The following is a 22,877-nucleotide window of genomic DNA, read 5'->3' on the forward strand; positions in this document are numbered from 1 at the left end:
ACTTAGAAAAAATAAAATATTTATTAGAATGATCGCGGTAGGAATCACCGGTAGTTATGCTTCAGGCAAAACTTTTGTCTTAAATTATTTAGCTAATTTAGGATTTATAACTTTTTCTGCTGACGAATATGTTAAGAACCTATACGAAGAGTCAGAAATACAAAATATGGTTCTTAACTTACTACCTGATCTAAAAAGCTTTGATAAAAGAAAAATTGCAGAGCTAATCTATGCTAATGATTCAGCAAGAAACAAACTGCAAAATTTTATTCATCCATTTGTAGAGGAGAGTTTGTTTCTTTTTAAACAGCAAAATAGTAAATCAGAGATTACATTTGCTGAGATACCATTACTTTTTGAAGCTGGATTTAATCAATATTTTGATTTTTATGTTACAACATTCTGCTCAGAAGAATCTAGATTAAAACGTGCAATGTCTAGAGAGGCTTTTAATTTAACAGCTTATAATAAAATAGCACAAATTCAATTGCCACAACAGATTAAAATAGAAAAAGCAGATTTTGTTATTAATACGGATGTTAATCTAGTAGATTTAGATAAACAAATAACTCAACTAATAGAAGAATTAAAATGCAGCAATTAAGAGAAGTAATTTTAGATACTGAGACAACTGGTTTAGACCCCAAAAGTGGTCACCGAATTGTTGAGATTGGTGCTATTGAGATGGTTAATAAAGTTCTAACCGGCAAACATTTTCATTTTTATATTAATCCAAAGCGAGATATGCCGACGGAAGCTTATCGCATACATGGCATATCTGGGGAATTTTTAAAAGACAAACCACCTTTTGAAGAAATTGTTGACGAATTCCTAGGGTTTATTAACAATAGCAGGCTTATTATCCATAATGCAGCATTCGATGTTAAGTTTATTAATTATGAGTTATCTCTGCTCAAAAGACCTTCTACAGAGTATTTAGAACTTTCCAATATTATCGATACTCTTGCTTTAGCTCGGAAGATGTTTCCTGGAATGAAAGCTAATCTTGACGCATTATGTAAAAGATATAAAATTGACAATTCTGCACGTAAGTTGCATGGGGCGCTTAAAGATGCAGCATTACTGGCAGAAGTTTATGTTGAACTTACTGGAGGTAGGCAGATAAGTTTCAATATTAATAGCCAAAAGGCACAAAATATAGACGAGTTAGTGGTTCAAACTACTATGGCAAATAAAAAGAATACTATAGTTATCAAACCAACTAAGGAAGAGTTACAAAAACATAAAGAGTTTTTGTCAAAAATTCTTTCTCCAATTTGGTTGTAGAACCAGTGTGCGAAAGTGAGAATGACATATATACTATAATGACCCTATAAAACTAGACCAGTGACTTGTATGATTGGCGTGATAAGGTAATAAATGACTTAGTCACTGGTCTAGTTTATGGGGTCATTATACTTGTTAAAGAACTGCCATATATTAAACGGGAGGTACAAGATATTTTAGCATCTTTTAGTGATTCCACTAAGCAATTATAGTAATAATATCAATAGAGAAAAAGTATTGCTGTGCTAAAAACCCATCTAATTCGTTTTTAGTTATAAGCCCGTTATGACATCGGCTCAAAAGCCTCGAATTTATAAGCACATCTATGGCATCTTCTAAAATATATAAATTGGGTAGAAGGGCTTCATACCCTTGTATTAATTGGTTCTTTTTGGTATATTGGGTCTACGTTTCAATTATGGTTAAAGCGTTTTTAAGGTTATAGCTATTCTATTTAAGGCGTTCATAATTGAAATACAGCTCGTAATATCCACAATTTCCCTCTCAGAAAAACGCTGTAATAGTTCATCTTTCATTTCGTCAACCTTTTCGAAAGAGCCACGCGTTATGGCTTCACACCACCTGAGAGCTATAACTTCTTTTTCACTAAAAGCCTCTTTACTAGAAAACCAAATTACGTCAGTTCGGGATAAGATATAGATGAAATAGGGGTTCGAAGCACAAATCCCCGCCGATAAACCAGCATGAACTAAGCCTTTTATAATATAGGTTTTAGAGTGTTTTTTGTGTTATTAATTAAACCATTTAAAAACTCGTATTTTTGTCTCCATTTAAACTATCTTTCAATTTTCTTTTTTGAATATAAGTATTAAGCGATATATGGTTATTATAACCAAAGAATTTGGATATTTTTCTTACCGACAGACCTAGTTTTAGTAATTCTTTAATTTTACTAACGTCTTTATCAAACTTGCTTTTTTGTATACTACCAATTGGTTTACCTAATATTTGTCCTTGAGCTTTTTTAAGTGCAAGGGCATCTTTAGTACGAACACTGATTAGATCACGTTCAAGATCTGAAAATAATGCAAACAAGGTAATTGTGACTTTGGAATTCATATCCTGCTTGCTAATGTCAAGGTTTTGTTTAAGTATTACCACTCTGATATTTTTTTTTACTAATTCATTGACCAGATCTATGACTTCAGGAGTACTCCTGCCAAGCCTACTCAGCTCTGTTACAATCAACATATCAGTACTACAGAGTTTTCCTAAAACGTCTTCTATCCTTCGCTGTTTAGAAGTTTTTCTAGAAGAAACTTGAATTTCAATAAACTCAGATATTTTTAGATTATTTCTCTGGGCATACTCTAATATTGCAAGTTTTTGATTATTTAATTCCTGTTTATCGGTTGAGGTACGAATATAAGCTATAATTTTGGTCATTCTCTAGCCTGTTAAGTTTTAACTGTATTTTTATGAAAAAACTATACATATTGTATTATTTATATAACATATATAGCACTTACAAAATAGCAGTATCTTATCGACCGTTTTATCATATACAAAAAGCTATGATTTATGGTTTTATGGTTACAGGTTATAAACGCATCAAAATTTTAAGCGAGGCTGAAGTCAATGATCTTTATTCTTTGCCAAAGTTCACATTAGAAGAAAGGATTGTTTTCTTTTCTTTAAATAAGAAGGAGAGGCAGCTCATTGAAAAAATTCCCGATATTTCTTCTAAAGTTCATGCAATATTACAACTTGGCTATTTTAAAGCTAAAGGTCGGTTATTTTCTTTTGACTACAAAGATGTTCTGCTAGACTTGGATTATGTGTTAACTCAGTATTTTGCCATACAAGATAAGCGTAAAAGTATATTGCTTAAGGCAAAAAAAGAAGAAAGCAATAAGAAAATTTTGGCTTTACTGAATTTTAGAGACTTCAATGATAAAGCACGTAAAGAGCTTGTAGAACAAGCTTTGCTTTTAGTGCGTATTCATGCAAATCATCTAGATATTTTTAGGGAAATACTATCTCAGATTCAGATAAAACAAATTGTATTACCAAGTTACACTATATTACACGATATAATCAGCCTATCAATCAGTATCGAATTTAAACGTATAGAAAATATACTTCGAGATAATATACCTCCAGCACTTGATAATTTTTTGTTAGGTATGACTCAATCAGGCTCTACAATGAATTTATCAACACTCAAGCGAGAACCAAAGAATTTTAAATACTCAGAACTCAAAGAAGAATGTGCTAAGTCTCGTATATATTCAGAATATTATAAACTATCCAAACAGCTAATAGATAAACTTGAAATATCACCTAAATGTATTAGGTACTACGCCAGTATTGCAGATGAGTATAATATTTACAGATTAGAGCAATTTAGCAAACCACTTAGAAACCTGTATTTGCTATGCTACATTAATCAGAGATACAAAGAGATCATCAATAATTTAGTTACTAGTTTTATCTATTGTAATAACAACTTCATTCAAGAGTCCAATGAATATGCTCATCAGCAACTCGTACTCCATACAGTTCATTATAATGATAATTTACCAAAAGTAAGTAGCTTATTAAGATTTATGGGAGAGGCGGAACAAATAGAGCATACAAATTTTTGGAAATCTGCGTACAATATTCTCCCTAAAACTCAGTATCTACCAACAGCTGACTATATTGAGGGACAATCCTTTGACTTTGAGTCTGCTAAATGGGAATTCTATGTTAATAAAGCCAAGCGTATTAAGGGTAATCTCCGTATGCTATTTAGATCAATAGAGTTTTGTAGCAGTAAAAAGGATGATGATTTAATGCAAGCAATATCCTTTCTACAGGATGTTTTTGATAAAGAAGTGCCGCTAAGTAAGATCGCTAACGATAAATTTCCTGACACATTTATTCCAAAAAGTATCAGAAAATATCTATATATTTTTAAAGGCAATGAAACTAACACCAAACCCTCTGATGCAGCACAAACGTCACCTACGTCCAACCAAAGTCAAATCTTGGCTGGAACTGCCGTAACCACAACTCCTACGGCTGTTACTACAGCAACTAAACCAACCTCAAGCACGGCTACAACCTCCAATGCTTATCATCTAGATAAATATGAGTTTTATCTATACCAATCTATTGTAAAGGAAATTGATAAGGGGAATATTTTTTGTAATGAAAGTACTAAGTATAAAAGCCTAAGCACGGATCTTGTTTCTGATAAGGTATGGCAAAATAAAGACGAACTCATACAAAAACTGAACTACCCTAATATTGCTGTTGATATAGAACAAAGACTTGATGAATTAGAAACAAAACTTCATGCAAAAACTTTAGAAGTGAATAGAAAAATTGCTAGTAAAGAAAATAGCCACATTAAAATAAAAGAGAGTAAGACTAAAGCTGGCAAAGAGGATAAAGATGGTAACAAGAACTACAAATGGCACTTAATCAATCCTACTGTAGATAAGAGAGATGATAATTTCTTCGCTGGAATACCAAATATTAATATTAGTGAGTTGTTATATTGTATCAATGAGCAAACCAACTTCTGTGAAGCTTTTGATCATATCAAACCACGTTACTCTAAGCAAAAAGCTGATTATGAAGGAATCATTGCCTGCATTGTAGCCAATGGGTTTAGTTTTGGTACTTATCGCATGGCACGAAGTTGTGATATAAGCTATAGCACTCTGAGTAATATAGAAAAAAACTTTTTGAGCCTAGAAAATTTACGAGAGGCTAATGATATTATCAGTAACAAAATAGCTAGTCTTAAGGTATTTAACTCGTGGAACATTTTGACGGATAAATTACTAGCTGCAGTAGATGGCCAAAAGTTTGAAACAAGGTTAGATACTATGCAAGCAAGATACTCTCCCAAATATTTTGGCTTATATAAAGGCATTGTTCCGTTTAGTATGGTACTTAACCATGTGCCGATCAATTGCAAGATGATTGGTGCGAATGAGCATGAGAGCCATTATACCTACGACATTATATATAATAATACCTCTGACATTGATCCAAACGCCATATCAGGAGATATGCATTCAATTAACAGGGTTAACTTTGCTGTGCTTGATTCCATAAGCAAATTATTTATGCCAAATTTTAGCGACCCAAAAGAACAAGTCAAAAGCCTTAGAAGTATGAAGCCTTTGACCTTATACAAAGACTGCTTTATCAAACCAACTAAACTCGCCAATAGAAAACTCATCACAGAAGAATGGGATAATATTCAAAGAATATTTATATCGCTCGCGACGATGGAATCAACCCAAGCTACTATTATAGGTAAGTTGTCATCTCATAAGAGGTACAGCAGAATTAAAACAGCTCTTTGGGAATATGATTCAATACTGAAAAGTCTCTATTTATTAGATTTCATCGATGATGACATTTTACGGAGTCAAATTCGTAAAGCTTTAAACAGGGTTGAAGCTTACCACCAGCTACGTAGAGCTATAGCAAAAGTACATAGTGGGAAGTTTAGAGGACAGACCATTTTAGAGAATGAGATATGGAATCAATGTTCTAGATTACTGGCGAATTCTATAATATTATACAATGCAATTATACTAGACAAACTGCTTGCAGAGCTTACCACACAAGGAAATATAGAGGGAATAAACTATTTAAACAGCGTGTCTCCAGTAAGGTGGGAACATATTAACTTTATCGGCAAATATGAGTTTATGCAAGTAAAAGAGACAATAAAAATAGAGGATATAGTTGCACAGTTACAAAAAAATCTAAAAACAACCTTGTAAACCTAGAGATATAAGGTACATAGAGCATCCTAGTTTATCGGCGGGGATTTGTGCTTTGGATACCAAAAAGGCACTTTAAAAGTGCTGAAAACTGCAAGTATACAGTGCAACTTCCTTAACTACAACTCACTAACACCAAGTAAAGGCAGTGATTCTTGGCAATATTCCATTATATCTTTTAGTAATTCATCTCCTATTTGGTTCACCCCCAAATCTATTGTAGTGACAGAGTTATTGTGCTGTAAGGCTTGTGCTAGATACTTAGCCCCTTCATCTCCTATTTTGTAAATTGTAATGTGTTTTTGACCCACTATTGTAATGAACTATTGACCCATCTAAGTTCATAATTTAATCTCCACAATCCATATCTAATCAGGGTTTTACTATTGCAAGAGGTGGGTCAGATGTGATTACAATAGTGGGTCAAAAACATATTACAATTTACATAATATGACAAGTAGAGACCAAATCCGACATTAGGAGATGTTTTTTGGCAATTTTTTAGGTATTTTCTAAAATTATCTTACAATTTTCTAATCGTATAAGTATTATTATACGATTAGATTTCTTAGCTTTAGTTGTTCCAAGGTATATATCTCAAGGAATGCATAGATGGGACGTTATAATTTATGCTATGATATGTTTTATAAAAAGAAGTTATTTCGGGCAAATTTCATGCTGCTAGTTCGCTTTTGCCCCGTTTCTGTAATTTGACCCCATATTTGTTTTTTAGAAAAACCGCGTTGGTTAGAAATAAACCTTTTTGTAAATGCATTAAAAATGTCTTAAAACACATTAGGAATATCTATGAATAAAATGCTAAATAATCATTTAGTTATTTATCAAACTGAAAATGGTGAAACCAAAGTTGACGTACAAATACATGATGACACGGTATGGCTTACTCAACAACAGATAGCAGAACTTTTTGATAAAGATAGAACAGTAATTACTAAACATATTAATAAAATCTTAGCAGAAGAGGAGCTTGATAACACAGTATGTGCAAAAATTGCACATACTGCATCAGATGGTAAGAAATATGATACGAAATATTATAATTTGGACATGATAATATCCGTTGGATACCGGGTAAACTCTAAACGAGGAGTGCAGTTTAGGAAATGGGCAGCCAAAATATTAAAAGATTATCTCATTAAAGGGTATAGCATTAATCAAGATAAAGTCGTGCAAAATAGGCTAGTTCAGTTAAAGCAAACAGTTGAGCTATTATCAACGACTTTGATCAATCATAATTTAGTTAATGATACTGGTAGAGAACTAGTTAGTCTAATTAAAGCCTATAGTAAAACATGGGATATGCTGATTAAGTATGACGAAGATAATTTAAATATGCCAACGAACTTGCAGGAGGCAAGTAGTGGTTTACTAAACTACCAAGAATCAATACAGGCAATACTAGTATTAAGACAAGAATTACAACAACAAGGAGCAGAAGCCGGCAATTTATTTGGAGTTGAAAGGGATGATGCCTTGAGTGCTATTTTAGGTAATATAGATCAAACATTTGGCGGAGAGCAATTATATCAATCATCGCAAGCCAAGGCAGCACATCTATTATATTTCATTATCAAGGATCATCCATTTAGTGACGGTAATAAGAGAATAGGTAGTTTATTATTTTTGCTTTATTTGAGTAAAGCAAAAATTGGGCTTAACACTATGGGAACAAATAGCATGACATCGCTTGCCTTGCTTATTGCAGAAAGTGATCCAATGCAAAAAGAATTAATGATTAGTTTAATTATAAATCTAATAAGCGACTAGATGTTGAACTATTGAAGAAATCCAAAAACTAAAATCTTCTAGATAATTCAATCTATATCGCTTACCAATGATAAGATATATTATGTATAATAGACCAATATTAAGATTAAAGACAAATATAACTCAAGTCAAACCTAGCGTTAACAATAATGCTGAGCTAGCAGGCAATAATACAGCTCAGCCTGTAATTATACAGACAAACAACCATACCAACATCACTTCCAAAGAGAAGAACACCCAAATTCAATTAAAAGCTCGACCAAAAATATTACTAAGTAAGGATGAATATACTAATATCTTAAACTTGCTGCAAACTACTTACCCCAAATGTTTTACCACCCCACCTACTCCCCTAGCTATTGGTATTCATAAGGAGTTACTTTTGTTAGAGCAAGAGTATTTGTCTAAAACTAAAATACGTAAATTTTTGAGAATATATTGTCGCAATATAAACTATCGTAAAGCTATAATTTTAGGGAGCAATAGAGTAAGCTTAAATGGTACAGTAGTTGGTACTATTACAGAAAATAAGCCTTTAAAGCAAAATTAACTTATGAATTCTTAAAATCTCTATAGTACTCATTAAGTTTTAAAGTGCAAGCTATCTTAAGTCACTGTCCAATAAATTATAATTTATTGGACATAACCAAATAATCTCATATAATATTCTAACTTATATATAATACGGAATCTCTATATCCGATGAACGATTAGGAAAGTCTTTAATATTTCTTGTTATTAGTAAACCATTATTATATTGAGTAGTTGCCCATATTATGGCATCAGGTATTTTAACTCTATTTTCCGCTCTTGATACTTTTTTTCTTTTAGATAGCTGATCTAGAATTTCTATTTGTTTATCAGGTATGTCAACTATTGTTCTCATAATGCTCTATTTTCAATTTATTACTTAGAAATATTAGTAGATAAAGAAAAAGGCTATATTTACCTTAGATCATTCTTATGGTATACTGACACCAAATTACTAGAGGATCAGCAACCAAAATTAGAGCAGGTCTTTGCTAAGCCTTTATCTGAAGAAGAAAAAGGAGACATTATGAAGACTGTTGCACAAAAATATATAGAAGAGGGTACACAGTACGGAATCCAAATTGGAGAAGCTAGAGGAGAAAAGAAAAAAGTTATGGCTGTAGCTAGAAACTTGCTTAAAGCTGGTGTGTCAGTTGAGATAATTTCTGCGTCTACTGGTTTATCTAAAAAAGAAATAGAAGAGTTAATGGTATAATTATTTAGATATGTACAGTAAGTCTTAATATTATGGAAGTATTACACGGAATATGGCACCCTGCCGAAAATCAGATATGTCTTTGGCTCGAAACAAAGAACAAAATATACACTCCGGATAAGCAGCTAGCTTTCGGTAAACGAGGAAAAGTTGATATTTTACTTCCTACATACGATACAATGCCAGTTGCCTCACCTTTAATAGAAAGAGAATACAACTTAGAAATTCCGGATAAGATAGGTTGGCAATATCATCAAGTCAATTGTCTCTATGTTAATGTTTCGGAAATTAAAAATATATTACCTTCAGATACTTTACGCTTGGCACAAGATTTCATGTATTGGCAGCAACTAACCGATATAATCTCTGAAATCCTAGAGTATGAATTATATATACCTAGCATTGATCAGAACGATGAACCAATCTGGACTACATATCATCCTGATGTGAGGCAATTAGCTAAACAGATGCCGGAGGTATGTTGTTATGTTAATAATAATTGTTATGATAAATCCGAATTATTACAACATTTTTTTGATCATACTGTTACAAATATTGCTAAGCAAACATACTTGTCTACAGAACAAACTAAAATTATCACAGGAACTTTTTTAGAGAGTTTTTTTAATTCAAAACAAAAGAAGTTTTCTCATGCTGATAAAGAACATTGGTTAATTTGGAAATCAGCTCTAGATAAAACTAAACATAATATCTGCATCAAACTTGAAGCCCCTGAAAATAAAAATTCTAAATGGAATCTTACTCTGCTCAAAAAAGATGATGACGAACAGTCAAAGTATGAACTTATTAATAATCAATGGCATGATTGCTTAAATGATTTAGGTTTGGCAATGCGCATTTATCCTGACCTAGAACAGGCATTTAGTAAAGATAAAATTATACCGTTTGAATTAACGCAAGAAGAGGCTAGGCTCTTTCTCAAGGAGACTGCTTGGACATTACAACAATCCGGCTTTAGCGTAATTATACCTTCTTGGTATACGCCAAAAGGATACAATACAGCTAAATTGAAGCTTAAACGTAAAAATAATGGCACTGCATCACAAAATGAAAATAGTTATTTCACCCTTGACGGTATTTTATCGTTTGAATACTCATTATCTTTAAACGGGCAAGACATTACTTTTGAAGAATGGAGACAATTAATTGCCAATAAGGAAGAGTTGGTGCAATTTAGAGGAGAATGGGTACAGCTTGATTTAGAACATATGGATCGCATACTTGATTTTTGGGCAAATAATCAAGTAGAGGATATGAATATTTTTCAACTACTTAACAAAGCTTCTCATCCTGATATTGAATTTGATCACAGTACCGATCAATTCCTTATGTCTCTTTATAGCAAACAAAGCTTTAAAATACTAGATACTCCAAGTGCATTCTATGGAATACTAAGACCTTATCAAACACAAGGTTTTTCTTGGATGCAGTATATGGAGCAAATGGGGTTGAATCCGTGTTTAGCAGATGATATGGGTCTTGGTAAAACTATTCAAATTATTGCACACATTACGGCAACAAATAATACAGGGAACAATCTCTTGGTTGTTCCTACTTCGGTCATGGGCAATTGGGAAAGAGAATTTAAAAGATTTGCTCCCCTTCTCTCTATAAAAACCTATCATGCTAAAAACAAAGATCGTGATTTTACTCACTGCGATGTAGTTTTAACAACGTTCACTATGATCCGTAAAGATTATAAAGTATTTACTGACGCTGCATGGCATAGAATTATTCTTGATGAGGCACAAAACATAAAAAATCCAAAAGCCCAACAAAGCAAATCTTTATTTGGTTTAAAAGCTAAACACTATATTGCATTAACCGGCACACCTATAGAAAATAGCGTAGTTGATCTTTGGTCAATATTTAACTTTCTAAATAAGGATTATTTAGGAGATTTAAAAATATTTAAGAAAAAATTCCATGGAGAAGATGAAAATAGATCCCAGTTAAAGAGGCTTATAGAGCCGTTTATATTGCGTAGACTTAAAAGTGATAAGTCTATTATATCGGAATTGCCAGATAAAATTGAACAAAAAGTTTATTGCCAACTTACTAAAGAACAAGCCTCATTATATCAAGCCGTAGTTAATAAGATCAGCGATAAAATTAAAAGCGGAGAATTTTCGAGTGCGGACATGCTATCTAGTTTAACTAGATTAAAGCAAATTTGTAATCATCCTATGCAATATTTGCAAGATAATAGTGAATTTACGGCAAACAGATCGTTAAAGCTACAAAGATTAGAATCAATAATTGATGAGGGTATAGAAAATAAAGAAAGTATTTTGGTTTTCTCTCAATATAAGGAAATTTGTGAAGCTATAAATAAATTTTTTGCTTTAAAGTATAATACTTATCTATTACATGGTTCTACTAGTAGAACTGTAAGAGATAGTATGATTGAAGAGTTTCAAAGTGATAACACACCTCCAGCAATATTTATTCTTTCATTAAAAGCAGGGGGTGTCGGCATTACATTAACAAAAGCAAGTCAAGTAATACACTTTGACAGGTGGTGGAATCCTGCCGTTGAAAATCAAGCAACAGATAGGGCTTTTCGTATTGGACAACAGAAAAAGGTTTTAGTACACAAATTTATTACTCAAGGTACTTTAGAAGAGACAATAGATCAAATTATTACAGATAAAGTCACTTTGTCAGAATCTGTGCTAAGTGATGATTCATCATGGCTTAAAGGTATAAATACTCAAACTTTCATGGATTTAATAAAATTACGACAGGAGGCTCTATCAGGTGAATAATAAAACGTGGTGGGGAGAGAAATTTCTAGAAGTTTTAAAGTCTTTTATAGAAGAGGGAAGATTGCAGCGTGGAAGTGCCTACCGTACTCCAAATAGATTGTCTAATTATCGACAAGAACAAAACACCGTCTCAGCTACCATGATGGGTAATATAAACCCATATTTTGGAGTGTATAAAGTTCCCTATTACAACAGCCAAATTACTTTCTCTAAATTGTCCAACGCAGCATCTATAATTAGCAATATTGAAAGTGACCCCTTATTGCTTGCTAAACTAGTAACACGAGAATTACCTTCTACTATCTCTACAATTTTACCACAGAATAGTAAAGAGATAGAAACTTCTTGTTCATGTCCTGATTGGGAGAATCCTTGTAAGCATATAGCAGGATTATATTTAAAGATTGCAGAAGAAATTGATTACAATCCTTTGTTACTATTTGAATTTAGGGGAATAGAAAAAAAATTATTATCTGAAAAAATAAAAAAGTATGTTAGTTCATCAAGCGTTGTAAATACTACCCTAATCCCTACTAAAGAAATAAGTGCAATTGGGCTTAGAAATTTTTGGGGTAATCCTCATAAAAAGATAAAAACAAGTTTAGTGGTAAAAATACCTACTGTACTTATTAAAAAAGCTGGGATAAATCCACCATTCTGGCATAAAAGAAAATCATTTTTAGATAGTATGCACAATATTTATCATAATATTAAACGTTCTTGGCACAAACAGATAAAACCATGAGTGATTGAAAATAAAAAATATCATTCTGAGTGTATACTACTCGTAAATGAAGAGTTGATAGACGAAGATCAAAATTATGAAGTGCTAGGAGTCGAAGGGTCGAGGAGCGGAGCGTACATTTAGTACGTGAGCACCGAAGATCCCTGAAGACGACAACGCAATTCTTGATTTTCATCGAGTATACCAAAAATATGGGTTTTACTGCATATCCGAGCCAAATTGGCAATGGACTACAAATTAGGGGCTAGAGGCTGGTACTTACAAGGTAATATACTCAATTAACCTGAAGAGTTGCAGAAATGGTTAACGGTAATAGTTTGGAAATTATCGTTTATTAAGGTACGTAACCTATCTTTATAATCACCGATGTTGCTAAAAAATTTGTTTATTGCTTCCGAAAATTGTTCAAAATTATGATAAAATTTATTATTAGTTGTAATACGGTGCATAAACTTCCATAATCTCTCAATTGGGTTCAGATTTGGACTATATGGTGGCAAAAATACTAGCTCTATTTTCGTATTTACTAGGTATTCCTTGACTTTCTTGGATTTGTGGTAACTAGCATTGTCACAGATTAAATATATTCTCTCCTTGTCACTATTCTCCTCTTCTAACTTTTGTAAAAAATTAACTATCTGCTCCCCATTTATTTTGGGGTTCTCTGTACTTACTAACTGCAAATCGGCTAGGTTAATAGCACCAATCATGTGCTTTCTTTTCCAGCCACTGAATGTTGGTAAGGTTTTATCTTGGTTCTTTCTTATCCAACCACACCTTGCCCTTGCTTGATACTGAGGATGAACACCATCCATAAAATATATAGCTTCCTTATCTCTGAGATTCCCTTTTAGGCGTTCTGACGTAGAACCCCAGATTTTTTTGATTTCAATATATTGAAATCTTTGCTTCTCGTTTTTCAATATATTCTTTAAGTGATAAATATTTGCCATATTCAAGATGGGTAGAAATAATTTTATGTAATGGTACGCCAAGTTTATACAAATGAAAGATCTTCTCCTGATCATTATCGTACATTGATTTTTGTAATGTTCCTTTGGGTTTACCAAGTTTAATGCCTTTTGCTACCCTAGTCCGCAAGCCTTCTTTAGTACGCTCCGATATAAAATCACGTTCCAGTTCTGCTGTCATAGAGAATACGGTGATTAAAACTTTGTTGGTCACATTATTTTTGTCTTTGGGATTTAAGTCTAGGTTTTGTTTGATGAGAATAAGCCTAGACTGCTTCTCTTGCGTAATTGTTTCAACAATATTCAAGGTTTCTTTGATTGATCGCCCCAAACGTGATAATTCAGATGCTATGACAATATCTTTAGGTGACAATTTTTCTAATAATTCATCTATACGTCTTTTAGCAGTAGATTGACGTGATGACATCTCAAGCTCAATCCATTCATCAACTATAAATTTATGATCCATACCATATCGGCTAATCATATTTTTCTGACTCTCTAAATTTTGTTCATGAGTGCTAACACGAACATATCCATAAATCATCCTAAAATACCTTAATTTTGATTGATTTTGTCTTAACGTATTTTATAGTGCTTTCACCATAATAATGGTTTATCATATAATATACCTTTTTGATATAAAAAAGATATTTATATAACGGACATTATAAGCATTATAAATACAATGTATAATTAATTATGACCCAAGATAAAAATTTAGCTATTTTTTCCGAAGTGGAAAAATTTGCTTTGTATGGAATACCGGATTTTAATAATAAACAACGAAGAGAATATTTTAGTTTTTCTGAAAGTGAGCTTGTAAATATTACAAGCAGTCCACACACCCATATCAATGTTTTTTATGCATTACAACTTGGCTATTTTAAAGCAAAAAAGATATTTTTTCAACTCTCATGGGAAGATATTCCACAAGAGGACTTACAGTTTATTATATACCATTATTTTGATGACAAAAATTTATCTAAAATTTCTATCACTAATCATGAATATTACACTCAACGTAAAGAAATTATAGGTTTCTTTGGTTACCGACTCTGGACTAAAGACTTCCTGCAGGTACTCCTAAACCAAGCAACTCAAATAATAAAACGTGATATTTCACCTAATTTTATAGCACGTGAGTTAATTGCTTTTTTAAATAACATCAAAGTGGTACGCCCAGCTTATACTACTCTACAAGCTATAGTCAGTAAAAGTCTTACTGCGGAACGTAAACGTATCAGTGCTATACTAGATAGAGAACTAAAGAGTGAACATAAAGAGGCTCTAGATCAATTAATGGTAAGTGAAAATACTATTTCAACACTAGCCGGATTTAAGCAAGATGCTAAAAATTTTGGCTTTAAAATGATGCTAAAGGAACGACAAAAATATAGCACCTTAGAACCTTTATATAGCACTGCTATAAACGTGATACCAAAATTAGATATTTCAAGGCAGAATATTGATACTTATGCCAATCTTGCTCATTATTATAGTATTAGTAACTTACGTAAGTTGCGGTACAACCAAGATTATTTATATACTTTATGTTACGTGCTTAAACGCTATCAGCAATTAAATGATAATTTAGTAGAAGCCTTTATCTACCAAGTAAAGAGATTTGAAAAAACTATTCGAGACAAAGTAAAAACTCATTTTGTCGATGAAGCAACAGAATCACAAGAAAAAATAGGAAACCTACTATTGCTTTATGTGGATGAGCAATTTAACGATACGACGTTATTTGTCAAAGTACGTGATCATGCTTTTAAAATTATGCCTCAAGAAGATATTCAGGTTCTTGGGCAAAAGATGCTTAATAAGCCGCACCGCAAGAAAGAATTTAAGTGGCAACAAATTGATAAAGCTCAGAAAAGTTACAAGAAGAACTTACGACCTCTCTTCATGAAGCTTGATTTTTCGAGTGAGATTACAAATAATCCATGGCTCAAATCAGCCAATTGGTTACACAAAGTATTTACAGATAATCAAAAACTCTCTGACAGACCTTTTAGTGAATGTCCAGACGAGACTATTCCCAAACATTTACAACGTTATCTTCTAAGAAATAGCACTGAAGAAAATAGAACTATTAATGCTAATCGTTATGAATATTGGATTTACTGCCAAATTAATAAACAAATTAGTACGAGTGGGCTTTATATTGAAAATAGTCTTAATCATCGTTGTTTTAATCATGAATTAGTAGTTATAAATCAAAAGGAGGAAATCTTAAAAAAACTAAATATCCCATGGTTACAACAACCTATCAACAAGCAATTAGATGATTTAACCAAAGAGTTACATGATCTTTGGTTACTTTTTAATAAAAATCTAAAGCAAGGTAAGCTTACGCATTTAATGTACGATAAAGAGAAAAAGAAACTTTGCTGGAATAAAATTAAAGCTAATAAGGATGAAAAACTACAAAACAAATTCTTCAAACAATTACCATTTTGTGAAATTAGCGAAGTATTGAACTTTGTTAATAACAATTGCAATTTTTTATCAGCTTTTACCACTTTACAGCCTCGTTATGCTAAACAAGAACCAGACAATAAGGATAAACTAATCGCTACAATTCTTGCTCAAGCTTTTAACCACGGCAATTATAAAATGTCTCAAATTAGTGATATTTCATACCGCACACTTGAAACAACTTATCAGCAGTATTTACGGTTATCAACATTGAAAGAAGCAAACGACATAATAAGCAATGCTATCTCAAAGCTTAAGATTTTTCCGTATTATTCTTTAGATTTAGAATTACTTTATAGCAGCGTTGATGGTCAGAAATTTGAACTGGATACGCCCAATATCAAAGCACGTTATTCACGTAAGTATTTGCGAGAAGGTCAAGGTGTTAGTGCTTACACTATTCTTGCAAATCATATACCATTACAATGTGAGCTTATTGGCACACATGAACATGAAAGTTACTTTGTGTTCGATATTTGGTATAACAATACCTCGGAAATTATTCCAGACATGATAACTGGTGATATGCATGTTATCAACAAAGCAAACTTTGCAATCATGAAGTGGTTTGGAGCGGGGTTAAATCCAAGATTCACCAACCTCAATGATCAACTAAAAAATCTGTATTGCGATGATGCTATTAAAGAATATGTGCATTGCTTAATTAACCCTATAATGGACTGAAGAAACTGGACAAAAAAATAGAGAGATTTGTTTCCTAATTGAAGATAAAATAAAAGATAAAAATTAGGAAAAAATATGAACAAAAATAAACTAAGAGTATTTAGTACAGAAGAAAAGAGCAAGATAGTGATAGAAGTTTTAAGGGAAGAAAATCCAATATCAGTATTGGCTTCAAAACACGGAGTTAGCACAAAGACTATTAAGAATTGGAAAAAGCAATTTTTAGCAAATGCTCCATTGGCTTTTGAGCCAGCAAAAGCAGTAAGTGAATATCAAGAACAAATTAATAAACTCAAAGAACAAAATGATGAGTTAGCAAAAGCACTTGGGAAAACTACAGTAGAAAGGGATTGGGCCGTGGGAAAGCTAAACAGCTTGGATTTATTAAATAAGAAAAACCTTGTCGACTCCAAGCTAAATAAATTATCAAAGGCAAGGCGATGCGAGTTATTAAATATTAATCGTTCTTCGGTTTATTATCAAGCAAAACCTATGAGTTCAGATGGTCTCAAGATTTTACATCGAATCGATGAAATCTATACTGATAATCCGGAATATGGATATCGTTATATCCATAGACAATTATTAGAAGATGGTTTGGTTATCGGTAAGGATCGTGTACTTAAATACATGAATTTGATAGGGATAGAAGCTATTTATCCAAAGAAGAAAAAGTTAACTTCTATAAAAGATGACCAACATAAAGTACATAATTATTTACTTGGTAAATATTGGACTAACCTAGATGGCAATAGAACTGTCAAAACTTACGCTATGAGAAAAAAAATGGTAAATTATGTTGAGTATAATTTACAAATGCCAAGAGGATAAAATTGCAAGCAATACCAGTTAATAGGACAGATTACTGTCAATTTCTAATAGTGAGTCAAAAGAATTATAGTTTGACCTACTATGCTGAACATGCCAAAAAATGTAGCCATGATGTTATTAATAGATTTTTAAAAAATGAAAAATATACACCTTCTTTGTTATGGGAACATATTAAGGATGATGTTATTTTATCGCCTAACGGATATACAATATTTGATGATACGGTGTTAAATAAAAGAAATACCAAGAAAATAGAAATTGCTAGATCACAGTACAGTGGGGCTACAGGTGGTATTACTACTGGTATAGGAGTAGTAAGTTTGGTATATTATAATCCGGATATTAATAAGTTTTGGGTAATAGATTACCGAATTTTTTCGCCCGAACATGATGGAGCGACAAAAGTAGAACACCTATTAAATATGTTAAATAATGCTGTGTATAGCAAAAAGATTCCTTTTCAAACTGTGCTTTTTGACACATGGTATGCTACGCATAAAATTATGCAACATGTTGATTCCTTGGGTAAATATTATTATGCTCCTATTAAAGCAAATAGAAACGTTACTAAAACTTCCTCTTCTAAGCCTTATAAAGCTGTTAGCAAGTTAACGTTTTCAGATGAGGAAATTAAGAGCGGAGTGGAGATTCATATAAAGGGCTTTGCAAAAGATAAGCATGTTAATTTGTTTAAACTTACTGTTTCTACCAACAGAGTTGATTATATTGTTACCAATAACAAAACTCAAAAATCTTCTAAAGCCGTACAAGATGAGTGTGGCTTTCGTTGGGTAATTGAGAGCATGCATAGAGAAATCAAGCAACTTACCGGTATAGAACGATGCCAATGCAGAAAACAACGCATCCAGCGTAATCACATTAGTTGTGCATTTTTAGTGTGGGCTTTTCTAAAAAGAACTGCACACAAAATAGGTAAGACGGTTTATCAAATAAAGTTAGGGCTTTTAGATCATTATATGCAACAGCAGTTACGTTCACCCTCTTTACGCTATTTAGAACCTTACATAGCGTAAGTTTTGTGGATTTAAATAGAAAACACTGGAGTTGTGAGAATAATTTAAATTGGGTAAAAGACAGGGTATTTATGGAAGATAAATCAACAATTCGGAAAGATAATGCACCTATCGTTTTATCATTATTACGGAGTTTTGTTATATCAATAATAGCTACTATTTCTGCTAAAATTACTGAAACTAGGGAATATTATAGTCATTACAAACAATCTGTTTATACTTTATTCTGCAACCTTAGATTGTGACTTTAAATTACCCTGATCTTTAATCCTATTTTAATCCTTGACTCTTAAGACAGTATCAGAACCATATTTATTACCTAAGGATAACATTAATTATGATTTCAGTACAGTAAAGGACAGCAATACTTTAGAAAATTGCATAAATATTGTGAAAAAAGCCGGGCTAGAAGCTTATTATATTAACCAAACTAGAAAGGATACAGGGATAGCTGTAGTCAAAATTATAGTACCGGGCTTGCGGCATTTTGGCAGAAGTTTTTCACCGGGTCGTTTATTTGACGTACCTGTAAAAATGGGATGAACCAAGCATCCTACTTTAGAAAAATATCTTAATCCTTATCCAATATTTTTTTAAAATATGGATAAATTAGGCGATGTTGTCACGAGATGTAATTATGTATTTGCTTAAATTACTAGTGATGCTAGCTTATTTGTGCTACAATTTGTTAGATATAAGGCTTTATGGTAATTTTTAAATATAATCAACTAGTATGATAGTTAAACTTTTGGATACTAATATACAATTTAAAGATACTGATTCTGTTAAGGATAATAGTAATCCACCTAGAATGAGGGTAGGTACTGATGATTTTAAAACATTATTGTTAAATAGTGATGTATTTGTTGATAAAAGCTTAATGATCAAAGAATTACTAGAAGACAGTGGAGAAGTAATTCTAATCACCCGACCAAGACGTTGGGGTAAGAGCTTGAATATGGATATGATTAGGAGATTCTTTGAAATAGAAATAGATGAGCATGGCAATCCCTTATCATTAGAGAATCAGAACAATAGCAAATTATTTACAGGTGGAAAAATAGATTTAGGACTTGCAACTGGTAGAAAAAAATTACTTCAAAAGCTCAAAGTAGCTGAGTATCCACATATTATTTTGGAATATCAAGGTCAATTACCCGTAATATTCATCACTTTTAAAAGCGTAGAAGGCTCAAACTATCACGATATCGAACAAGGAGTAAAAAGCCAGTTACGGAAATTATTTCAGTCACATAGATATTTAGCTAATAGTGATAAGCTTGCATCAGATGAACGAGCAGATTTCAACCAATATTTATTTGGCGAGGTAACTCTAGACAATATCAAAAATAGTTTGGCTATTTTAAGCCATTTGATTTACAAACATTATAATAGAAAACCTTGGGTATTGATTGATGAATATGATACACCCATTAATAGTGCTTACAGATGGTTTGGTACTAATGAGGCAGAATTTCAGAAAGTGTTAGAAATTTTTCGTGGAATCATGAAATCTACCTTTAAAAGGGAAACTGGCGATCAAGAATTACCAGTCGAACGAGGAGTTATTACAGGAATTTTGCGGATTGCTAAAGCTGAGTTATTTTCTGGTCTGAATAATGTTCGTGAGTATAGTTTGTTAGACGAACCATTTGCCAAAGTCTACGGATTTACTGCAGGAGAAGTAGAAGAGTTGTTAAGCAAAGTACCGCTTGATACTAACCCAGAAGAAATTAAGAGATGGTATAATGGCTATAATTTTGGTGGAGAGATTATCTATAACCCATGGTCTATCATGCAATGCTTAGCAAGTAAAGGGAAACTAGATTATTATTGGGTTGACAGTGGCGGTACTGGTTGGATTGATAATGTTTTATTGTCAGATGAGATGCAGCAGGATATTCAAGTATTGGCTGCTGGTAAAGCTATTATTGCTCCTATTATGAAACAAATAAGTTTTAGTGATATTAGTTCACGTTCAGGTTTGTTTAGCTTATTACTATTTAGTGGTTATTTGAATCCTACCGTTGTTGAACCAACAAGAAATATTTTTGAATTAAGTGCGCCAAATGAAGAAGTAAAATTTATTTATGAAACTCGATTACTGCAATGGCTTGGCAAACAATTACAAATGGATAGCTCATTATATTATCCGCTAATGAGCTTACTGCCAGCTGGTAAAATAGAGGAGTTTAAACAAAGAATGCAGGAGTTGCTGCTGAATAGTACTAGTTTTCATCAAGTGGGAGAGAAAAAGGTCGAATTATTTTATAGTGGCTTTATGCTAGGGATTATTAACATGTTAGCACCGAGCTATATAATATCAAGTGAACAAGAATCAGGTGATGGACGCCCTGATGTAAGCATGATCCCCAAAGTTGGCAAAGGTGACAAAGCCATGATTATCGAGTATAAAATCGCTAAACCTTCTGAAGATTTAGCCTCGGTAGCTCAAATGGGCTTAAAACAGATTATAGATAAACAATATGATACTAAGGTAAAAGAACATTCTCATATCAAAAAAATCATTAAACTTTCCATAGCTTTTTGTGGTAAAAATATGGATTTACAATATCAGGTGACAATGCTTTAGTAATAGGTTGTAAGCGTTTGAATAATAAGTAATTTACTGTCTGTTATGGTTCTGAAATTGTCCACTACGCCCCGCCAAATGGGACAATTGGTTAATTTTGCTAGTTCTGTGAAGGGAAAAGCCAAGGTGTACTCTAGGTTTGAACCATTAAGATTTAGGTTCGCAAACATAAAATTTAGTAATTCCCGTTTTTCAGCTATCGTCGAATCCCTAAAAGTTTCATAGGCGTTTGTAGTAATACTTATCAGGTCTACAAGCTTTTTTGATAATTTGTCATCTACCTTATCATAACTTTTAATCAGTTCACTTAATTCATATTGCCTATCTCTTAATTGTGTTTTCTTACGCAAAAATTCTTCCCTAGTTAAAACTCCTTCTGTAACTAAGTCTACAATCGAGTCAAGTTTATTTTGAATTTGGGTATGTTCTTGCTTTAATGCACCAACTTCACGGTTAAATTCATGTGCCTTTCCGTGATTAACATTCATAAGATATTCCATCGTCTGTTTTAATATTTCAGGGTCTTTAATTTTTAAGCTTTTCAGTACTTCTTCAAGCTGTAACACTATTTGATCTTCTCTGACCCAAATCATCTTTTCAGGATTTTGTGGATTCCAAGTACGTAAATAAGTCCATTCTGATACTTTACCATTCTTATATCTTTTGGTTTTAGTATCAGCAGTAATTAGTTTATCAGTAACAGCACATTTGAGAATACCCCTAAATAAAAATTCTTTACCTCTATACTGAAAAGGTGTTTTATTCCAACCATTTCTTACTGTTTCGCATGCCATAAAAATCTCTCTTGTGGTAAGTGGTTCATACTTATGAGGCCATAATTCTTCTTTAATCCTCATTTCTCCGTAATAAAATGGATTTTGTAAAAGTCGATGCAAAGGTGATTTAGTAAAATGAAAACCCTTTTTACTCCTTAAACCCCACTCTCTAGCCTTGGCTACCATTTCAGACAAAGTATAAACTCCTGTAGCATAAGTTTCAAAGATTTTTTTTATTATTGGACCACTCACTGGGTCTACCACTATTAGTCCTCTCCCCCTTTCATCCCGTTTATTTACATAGCCAATAGGAGCTGGACCATACCATTCTCCATGTACTTCTATTTTTTGTTTGAAACTTTTCCTAACATTCTCGCTAAGCAGGTCAGTATGAGATTTAGCAAATACAACACTCATACCCCACATCATTAATTCATGTGCACTGGAATGCTGATGGATTACATAACCCTCACTGTTAAAATGTAGTTCTAACTTGCCTTGCCTTATTAGATCATCTAAAATAGGCGTTTCTTTTTGGCTTCTTTGAATACGATCAACTTTATCAGCTACAAAAGCAATAGTCTCACGCTGCTTTTTTATAAATTTGATAATTTCCATAAAATGTTTACGATCACCTTTGGTCGATGATTCAACAAGCTTAAAGCGGTCTAAAATAAATAACCCCTTACGCTCACAATATTTTTCCAATCTATCAGTTTGTACCTCAAGAGAATAACCTTCTTGTTGATCTTTTGATGAAACACGTGATAAGATAATTGCTTTTGTAGCTTTATAACGATCAATCATTAATAGACTCCTCCACAGAATTTTTTATATTTATTTATGCCCATTAATATTAGCATTTAAAACTAATTTTTCAATCTTTAATTTACAA

The 22,877-nt window shown here is 32.5% G+C and carries 21 protein-coding genes; 15 read left to right on the forward strand and 6 right to left on the reverse strand.

Going from position 1 to position 22,877, the window contains the following annotated elements:
* Window positions 1-28: 28 nt before the first annotated feature.
* Both coaE and dnaQ read left to right on the forward strand, forming a co-directional pair.
* The gene (gene coaE / locus AAGD29_RS09470; protein WP_341757945.1) at window positions 29-604 is read left to right on the forward strand and encodes a dephospho-CoA kinase; all 576 of its coding nucleotides are present in this window, start codon (window positions 29-31) and stop codon (window positions 602-604) included.
* Window positions 592-1,287, forward strand: coding sequence for a DNA polymerase III subunit epsilon (gene dnaQ, locus AAGD29_RS09475; RefSeq protein ID WP_341754448.1), 696 nt, complete (start codon window positions 592-594; stop codon window positions 1,285-1,287). Before coaE ends, dnaQ begins: the two co-directional genes overlap by 13 nt.
* A gap of 765 nt (window positions 1,288-2,052) precedes the next feature.
* Here dnaQ and AAGD29_RS09480 read toward each other — a convergent pair.
* Entirely contained in the window at window positions 2,053-2,694 is a 642-nt protein-coding gene (locus AAGD29_RS09480) for a recombinase family protein (protein WP_341757363.1), read from the reverse strand.
* 32 nt (window positions 2,695-2,726) lie between these two features.
* Here AAGD29_RS09480 and AAGD29_RS09485 point away from each other — a divergent pair, with 32 nt between their 5' ends.
* On the forward strand, window positions 2,727-6,041 hold the full coding sequence (locus tag AAGD29_RS09485; protein ID WP_341757362.1) for a Tn3 family transposase: 3,315 nt from the start codon (window positions 2,727-2,729) through the stop codon (window positions 6,039-6,041).
* Window positions 6,042-6,160: 119 nt separating this feature from the next.
* Here the strand turns inward: AAGD29_RS09485 and AAGD29_RS09490 are convergent, their stop codons facing one another.
* On the reverse strand, window positions 6,161-6,352 hold the full coding sequence (locus tag AAGD29_RS09490) for a hypothetical protein (RefSeq protein ID WP_341757946.1): 192 nt from the start codon (window positions 6,350-6,352) through the stop codon (window positions 6,161-6,163).
* Window positions 6,353-6,848: 496 nt separating this feature from the next.
* Between AAGD29_RS09490 and AAGD29_RS09495 the strand changes: the two genes are divergently transcribed.
* Window positions 6,849-7,829, forward strand: a complete 981-nt coding sequence (locus tag AAGD29_RS09495) for a virulence protein RhuM/Fic/DOC family protein (RefSeq protein ID WP_341757947.1) — start codon at window positions 6,849-6,851, stop codon at window positions 7,827-7,829.
* Window positions 7,830-7,911: 82 nt separating this feature from the next.
* Window positions 7,912-8,379 (forward strand): ProQ/FINO family protein, encoded by a 468-nt coding sequence (locus AAGD29_RS09500; RefSeq protein WP_341757948.1) that lies wholly within the window; start codon window positions 7,912-7,914, stop codon window positions 8,377-8,379.
* Window positions 8,380-8,502: 123 nt separating this feature from the next.
* On the opposite strand, the gene AAGD29_RS09505 is transcribed toward AAGD29_RS09500, so the two are convergent.
* Window positions 8,503-8,715 (reverse strand): hypothetical protein, encoded by a 213-nt coding sequence (locus AAGD29_RS09505; protein ID WP_341757949.1) that lies wholly within the window; start codon window positions 8,713-8,715, stop codon window positions 8,503-8,505.
* Here AAGD29_RS09505 and AAGD29_RS09510 point away from each other — a divergent pair.
* Genes AAGD29_RS09510 through AAGD29_RS09525 form a run of 4 tightly spaced genes read left to right on the forward strand, consistent with a single transcriptional unit; the run spans window position 8,683 to window position 12,732 of the window.
* The gene (locus tag AAGD29_RS09510; protein ID WP_341757950.1) at window positions 8,683-9,075 is read left to right on the forward strand and encodes a transposase; all 393 of its coding nucleotides are present in this window, start codon (window positions 8,683-8,685) and stop codon (window positions 9,073-9,075) included. The genes AAGD29_RS09505 and AAGD29_RS09510 overlap by 33 nt on opposite strands.
* Window positions 9,076-9,107: 32 nt before the next feature.
* Window positions 9,108-11,864, forward strand: coding sequence for a DEAD/DEAH box helicase (locus AAGD29_RS09515; RefSeq protein ID WP_341757951.1), 2,757 nt, complete (start codon window positions 9,108-9,110; stop codon window positions 11,862-11,864).
* Entirely contained in the window at window positions 11,857-12,609 is a 753-nt protein-coding gene (locus AAGD29_RS09520) for an SWIM zinc finger family protein (RefSeq protein WP_341757952.1), read from the forward strand. The genes AAGD29_RS09515 and AAGD29_RS09520 overlap by 8 nt, the downstream gene beginning before the upstream one ends.
* On the forward strand, window positions 12,610-12,732 hold the full coding sequence (locus tag AAGD29_RS09525; protein ID WP_341757953.1) for a hypothetical protein: 123 nt from the start codon (window positions 12,610-12,612) through the stop codon (window positions 12,730-12,732).
* Window positions 12,733-12,887: 155 nt separating this feature from the next.
* On the opposite strand, the gene AAGD29_RS09530 is transcribed toward AAGD29_RS09525, so the two are convergent.
* On the reverse strand, window positions 12,888-13,562 hold the full coding sequence (locus AAGD29_RS09530) for an IS630 family transposase (RefSeq protein ID WP_341757954.1): 675 nt from the start codon (window positions 13,560-13,562) through the stop codon (window positions 12,888-12,890).
* Window positions 13,498-14,127 (reverse strand): recombinase family protein, encoded by a 630-nt coding sequence (locus tag AAGD29_RS09535; RefSeq protein ID WP_341757955.1) that lies wholly within the window; start codon window positions 14,125-14,127, stop codon window positions 13,498-13,500. Before AAGD29_RS09535 ends, AAGD29_RS09530 begins: the two co-directional genes overlap by 65 nt.
* Window positions 14,128-14,282: 155 nt before the next feature.
* On the opposite strand from AAGD29_RS09535, the gene AAGD29_RS09540 reads away from it, so the two are divergent.
* The 6 genes from AAGD29_RS09540 (at window position 14,283) to AAGD29_RS09565 (ending at window position 21,206) form a co-directional block, all read left to right on the forward strand.
* Complete coding sequence (locus AAGD29_RS09540; RefSeq protein WP_341757956.1) at window positions 14,283-16,748, forward strand: Tn3 family transposase; 2,466 nt, start codon at window positions 14,283-14,285, stop codon at window positions 16,746-16,748.
* A gap of 75 nt (window positions 16,749-16,823) precedes the next feature.
* Window positions 16,824-17,579, forward strand: a complete 756-nt coding sequence (locus AAGD29_RS09545) for an IS3 family transposase (protein ID WP_341757957.1) — start codon at window positions 16,824-16,826, stop codon at window positions 17,577-17,579.
* Between the two features lie 2 nt (window positions 17,580-17,581).
* A complete protein-coding gene (locus AAGD29_RS09550) occupies window positions 17,582-18,613 on the forward strand; it encodes a transposase (protein ID WP_341748048.1) in 1,032 nt (343 codons plus the stop codon).
* Window positions 18,614-18,684: 71 nt separating this feature from the next.
* Window positions 18,685-18,858, forward strand: a complete 174-nt coding sequence (locus AAGD29_RS09555; RefSeq protein ID WP_341757958.1) for a hypothetical protein — start codon at window positions 18,685-18,687, stop codon at window positions 18,856-18,858.
* A 37-nt stretch (window positions 18,859-18,895) separates the two neighbouring features.
* The gene (locus tag AAGD29_RS09560) at window positions 18,896-19,156 is read left to right on the forward strand and encodes a YcaO-like family protein (protein ID WP_341757959.1); all 261 of its coding nucleotides are present in this window, start codon (window positions 18,896-18,898) and stop codon (window positions 19,154-19,156) included.
* A 190-nt stretch (window positions 19,157-19,346) separates the two neighbouring features.
* A complete protein-coding gene (locus AAGD29_RS09565) occupies window positions 19,347-21,206 on the forward strand; it encodes an AAA family ATPase (RefSeq protein WP_341757960.1) in 1,860 nt (619 codons plus the stop codon).
* On the opposite strand, the gene AAGD29_RS09570 is transcribed toward AAGD29_RS09565, so the two are convergent.
* A complete protein-coding gene (locus tag AAGD29_RS09570; RefSeq protein WP_341757961.1) occupies window positions 21,203-22,789 on the reverse strand; it encodes a recombinase family protein in 1,587 nt (528 codons plus the stop codon). The two genes, AAGD29_RS09565 and AAGD29_RS09570, sit on opposite strands and share 4 nt — an antisense overlap.
* Window positions 22,790-22,877: the final 88 nt, after the last annotated feature.

Origin of the sequence: Candidatus Tisiphia endosymbiont of Ditula angustiorana (assembly GCF_964026425.1) — a bacterium.
GTDB lineage: Bacteria > Pseudomonadota > Alphaproteobacteria > Rickettsiales > Rickettsiaceae > Tisiphia.

Coding starts and splice junctions, on each gene's coding strand:
- dnaQ (WP_341754448.1), top strand. CDS start 592: ATGCAGCAATTAAGAGAAGTAATTTTAGATACTGAGACAACTGGTTTA.
- AAGD29_RS09485 (WP_341757362.1), top strand. CDS start 2,727: ATGAAAAAACTATACATATTGTATTATTTATATAACATATATAGCACT.
- AAGD29_RS09555 (WP_341757958.1), top strand. CDS start 18,685: ATGGAAGATAAATCAACAATTCGGAAAGATAATGCACCTATCGTTTTA.
- AAGD29_RS09570 (WP_341757961.1), bottom strand. CDS start 22,789: ATGATTGATCGTTATAAAGCTACAAAAGCAATTATCTTATCACGTGTT.
- AAGD29_RS09495 (WP_341757947.1), top strand. CDS start 6,849: ATGAATAAAATGCTAAATAATCATTTAGTTATTTATCAAACTGAAAAT.
- coaE (WP_341757945.1), top strand. CDS start 29: ATGATCGCGGTAGGAATCACCGGTAGTTATGCTTCAGGCAAAACTTTT.
- AAGD29_RS09515 (WP_341757951.1), top strand. CDS start 9,108: ATGGAAGTATTACACGGAATATGGCACCCTGCCGAAAATCAGATATGT.
- AAGD29_RS09505 (WP_341757949.1), bottom strand. CDS start 8,715: ATGAGAACAATAGTTGACATACCTGATAAACAAATAGAAATTCTAGAT.
- AAGD29_RS09540 (WP_341757956.1), top strand. CDS start 14,283: ATGACCCAAGATAAAAATTTAGCTATTTTTTCCGAAGTGGAAAAATTT.
- AAGD29_RS09545 (WP_341757957.1), top strand. CDS start 16,824: ATGAACAAAAATAAACTAAGAGTATTTAGTACAGAAGAAAAGAGCAAG.
- AAGD29_RS09500 (WP_341757948.1), top strand. CDS start 7,912: ATGTATAATAGACCAATATTAAGATTAAAGACAAATATAACTCAAGTC.
- AAGD29_RS09535 (WP_341757955.1), bottom strand. CDS start 14,127: ATGATTTATGGATATGTTCGTGTTAGCACTCATGAACAAAATTTAGAG.
- AAGD29_RS09565 (WP_341757960.1), top strand. CDS start 19,347: ATGATAGTTAAACTTTTGGATACTAATATACAATTTAAAGATACTGAT.
- AAGD29_RS09480 (WP_341757363.1), bottom strand. CDS start 2,694: ATGACCAAAATTATAGCTTATATTCGTACCTCAACCGATAAACAGGAA.
- AAGD29_RS09530 (WP_341757954.1), bottom strand. CDS start 13,562: ATGGCAAATATTTATCACTTAAAGAATATATTGAAAAACGAGAAGCAA.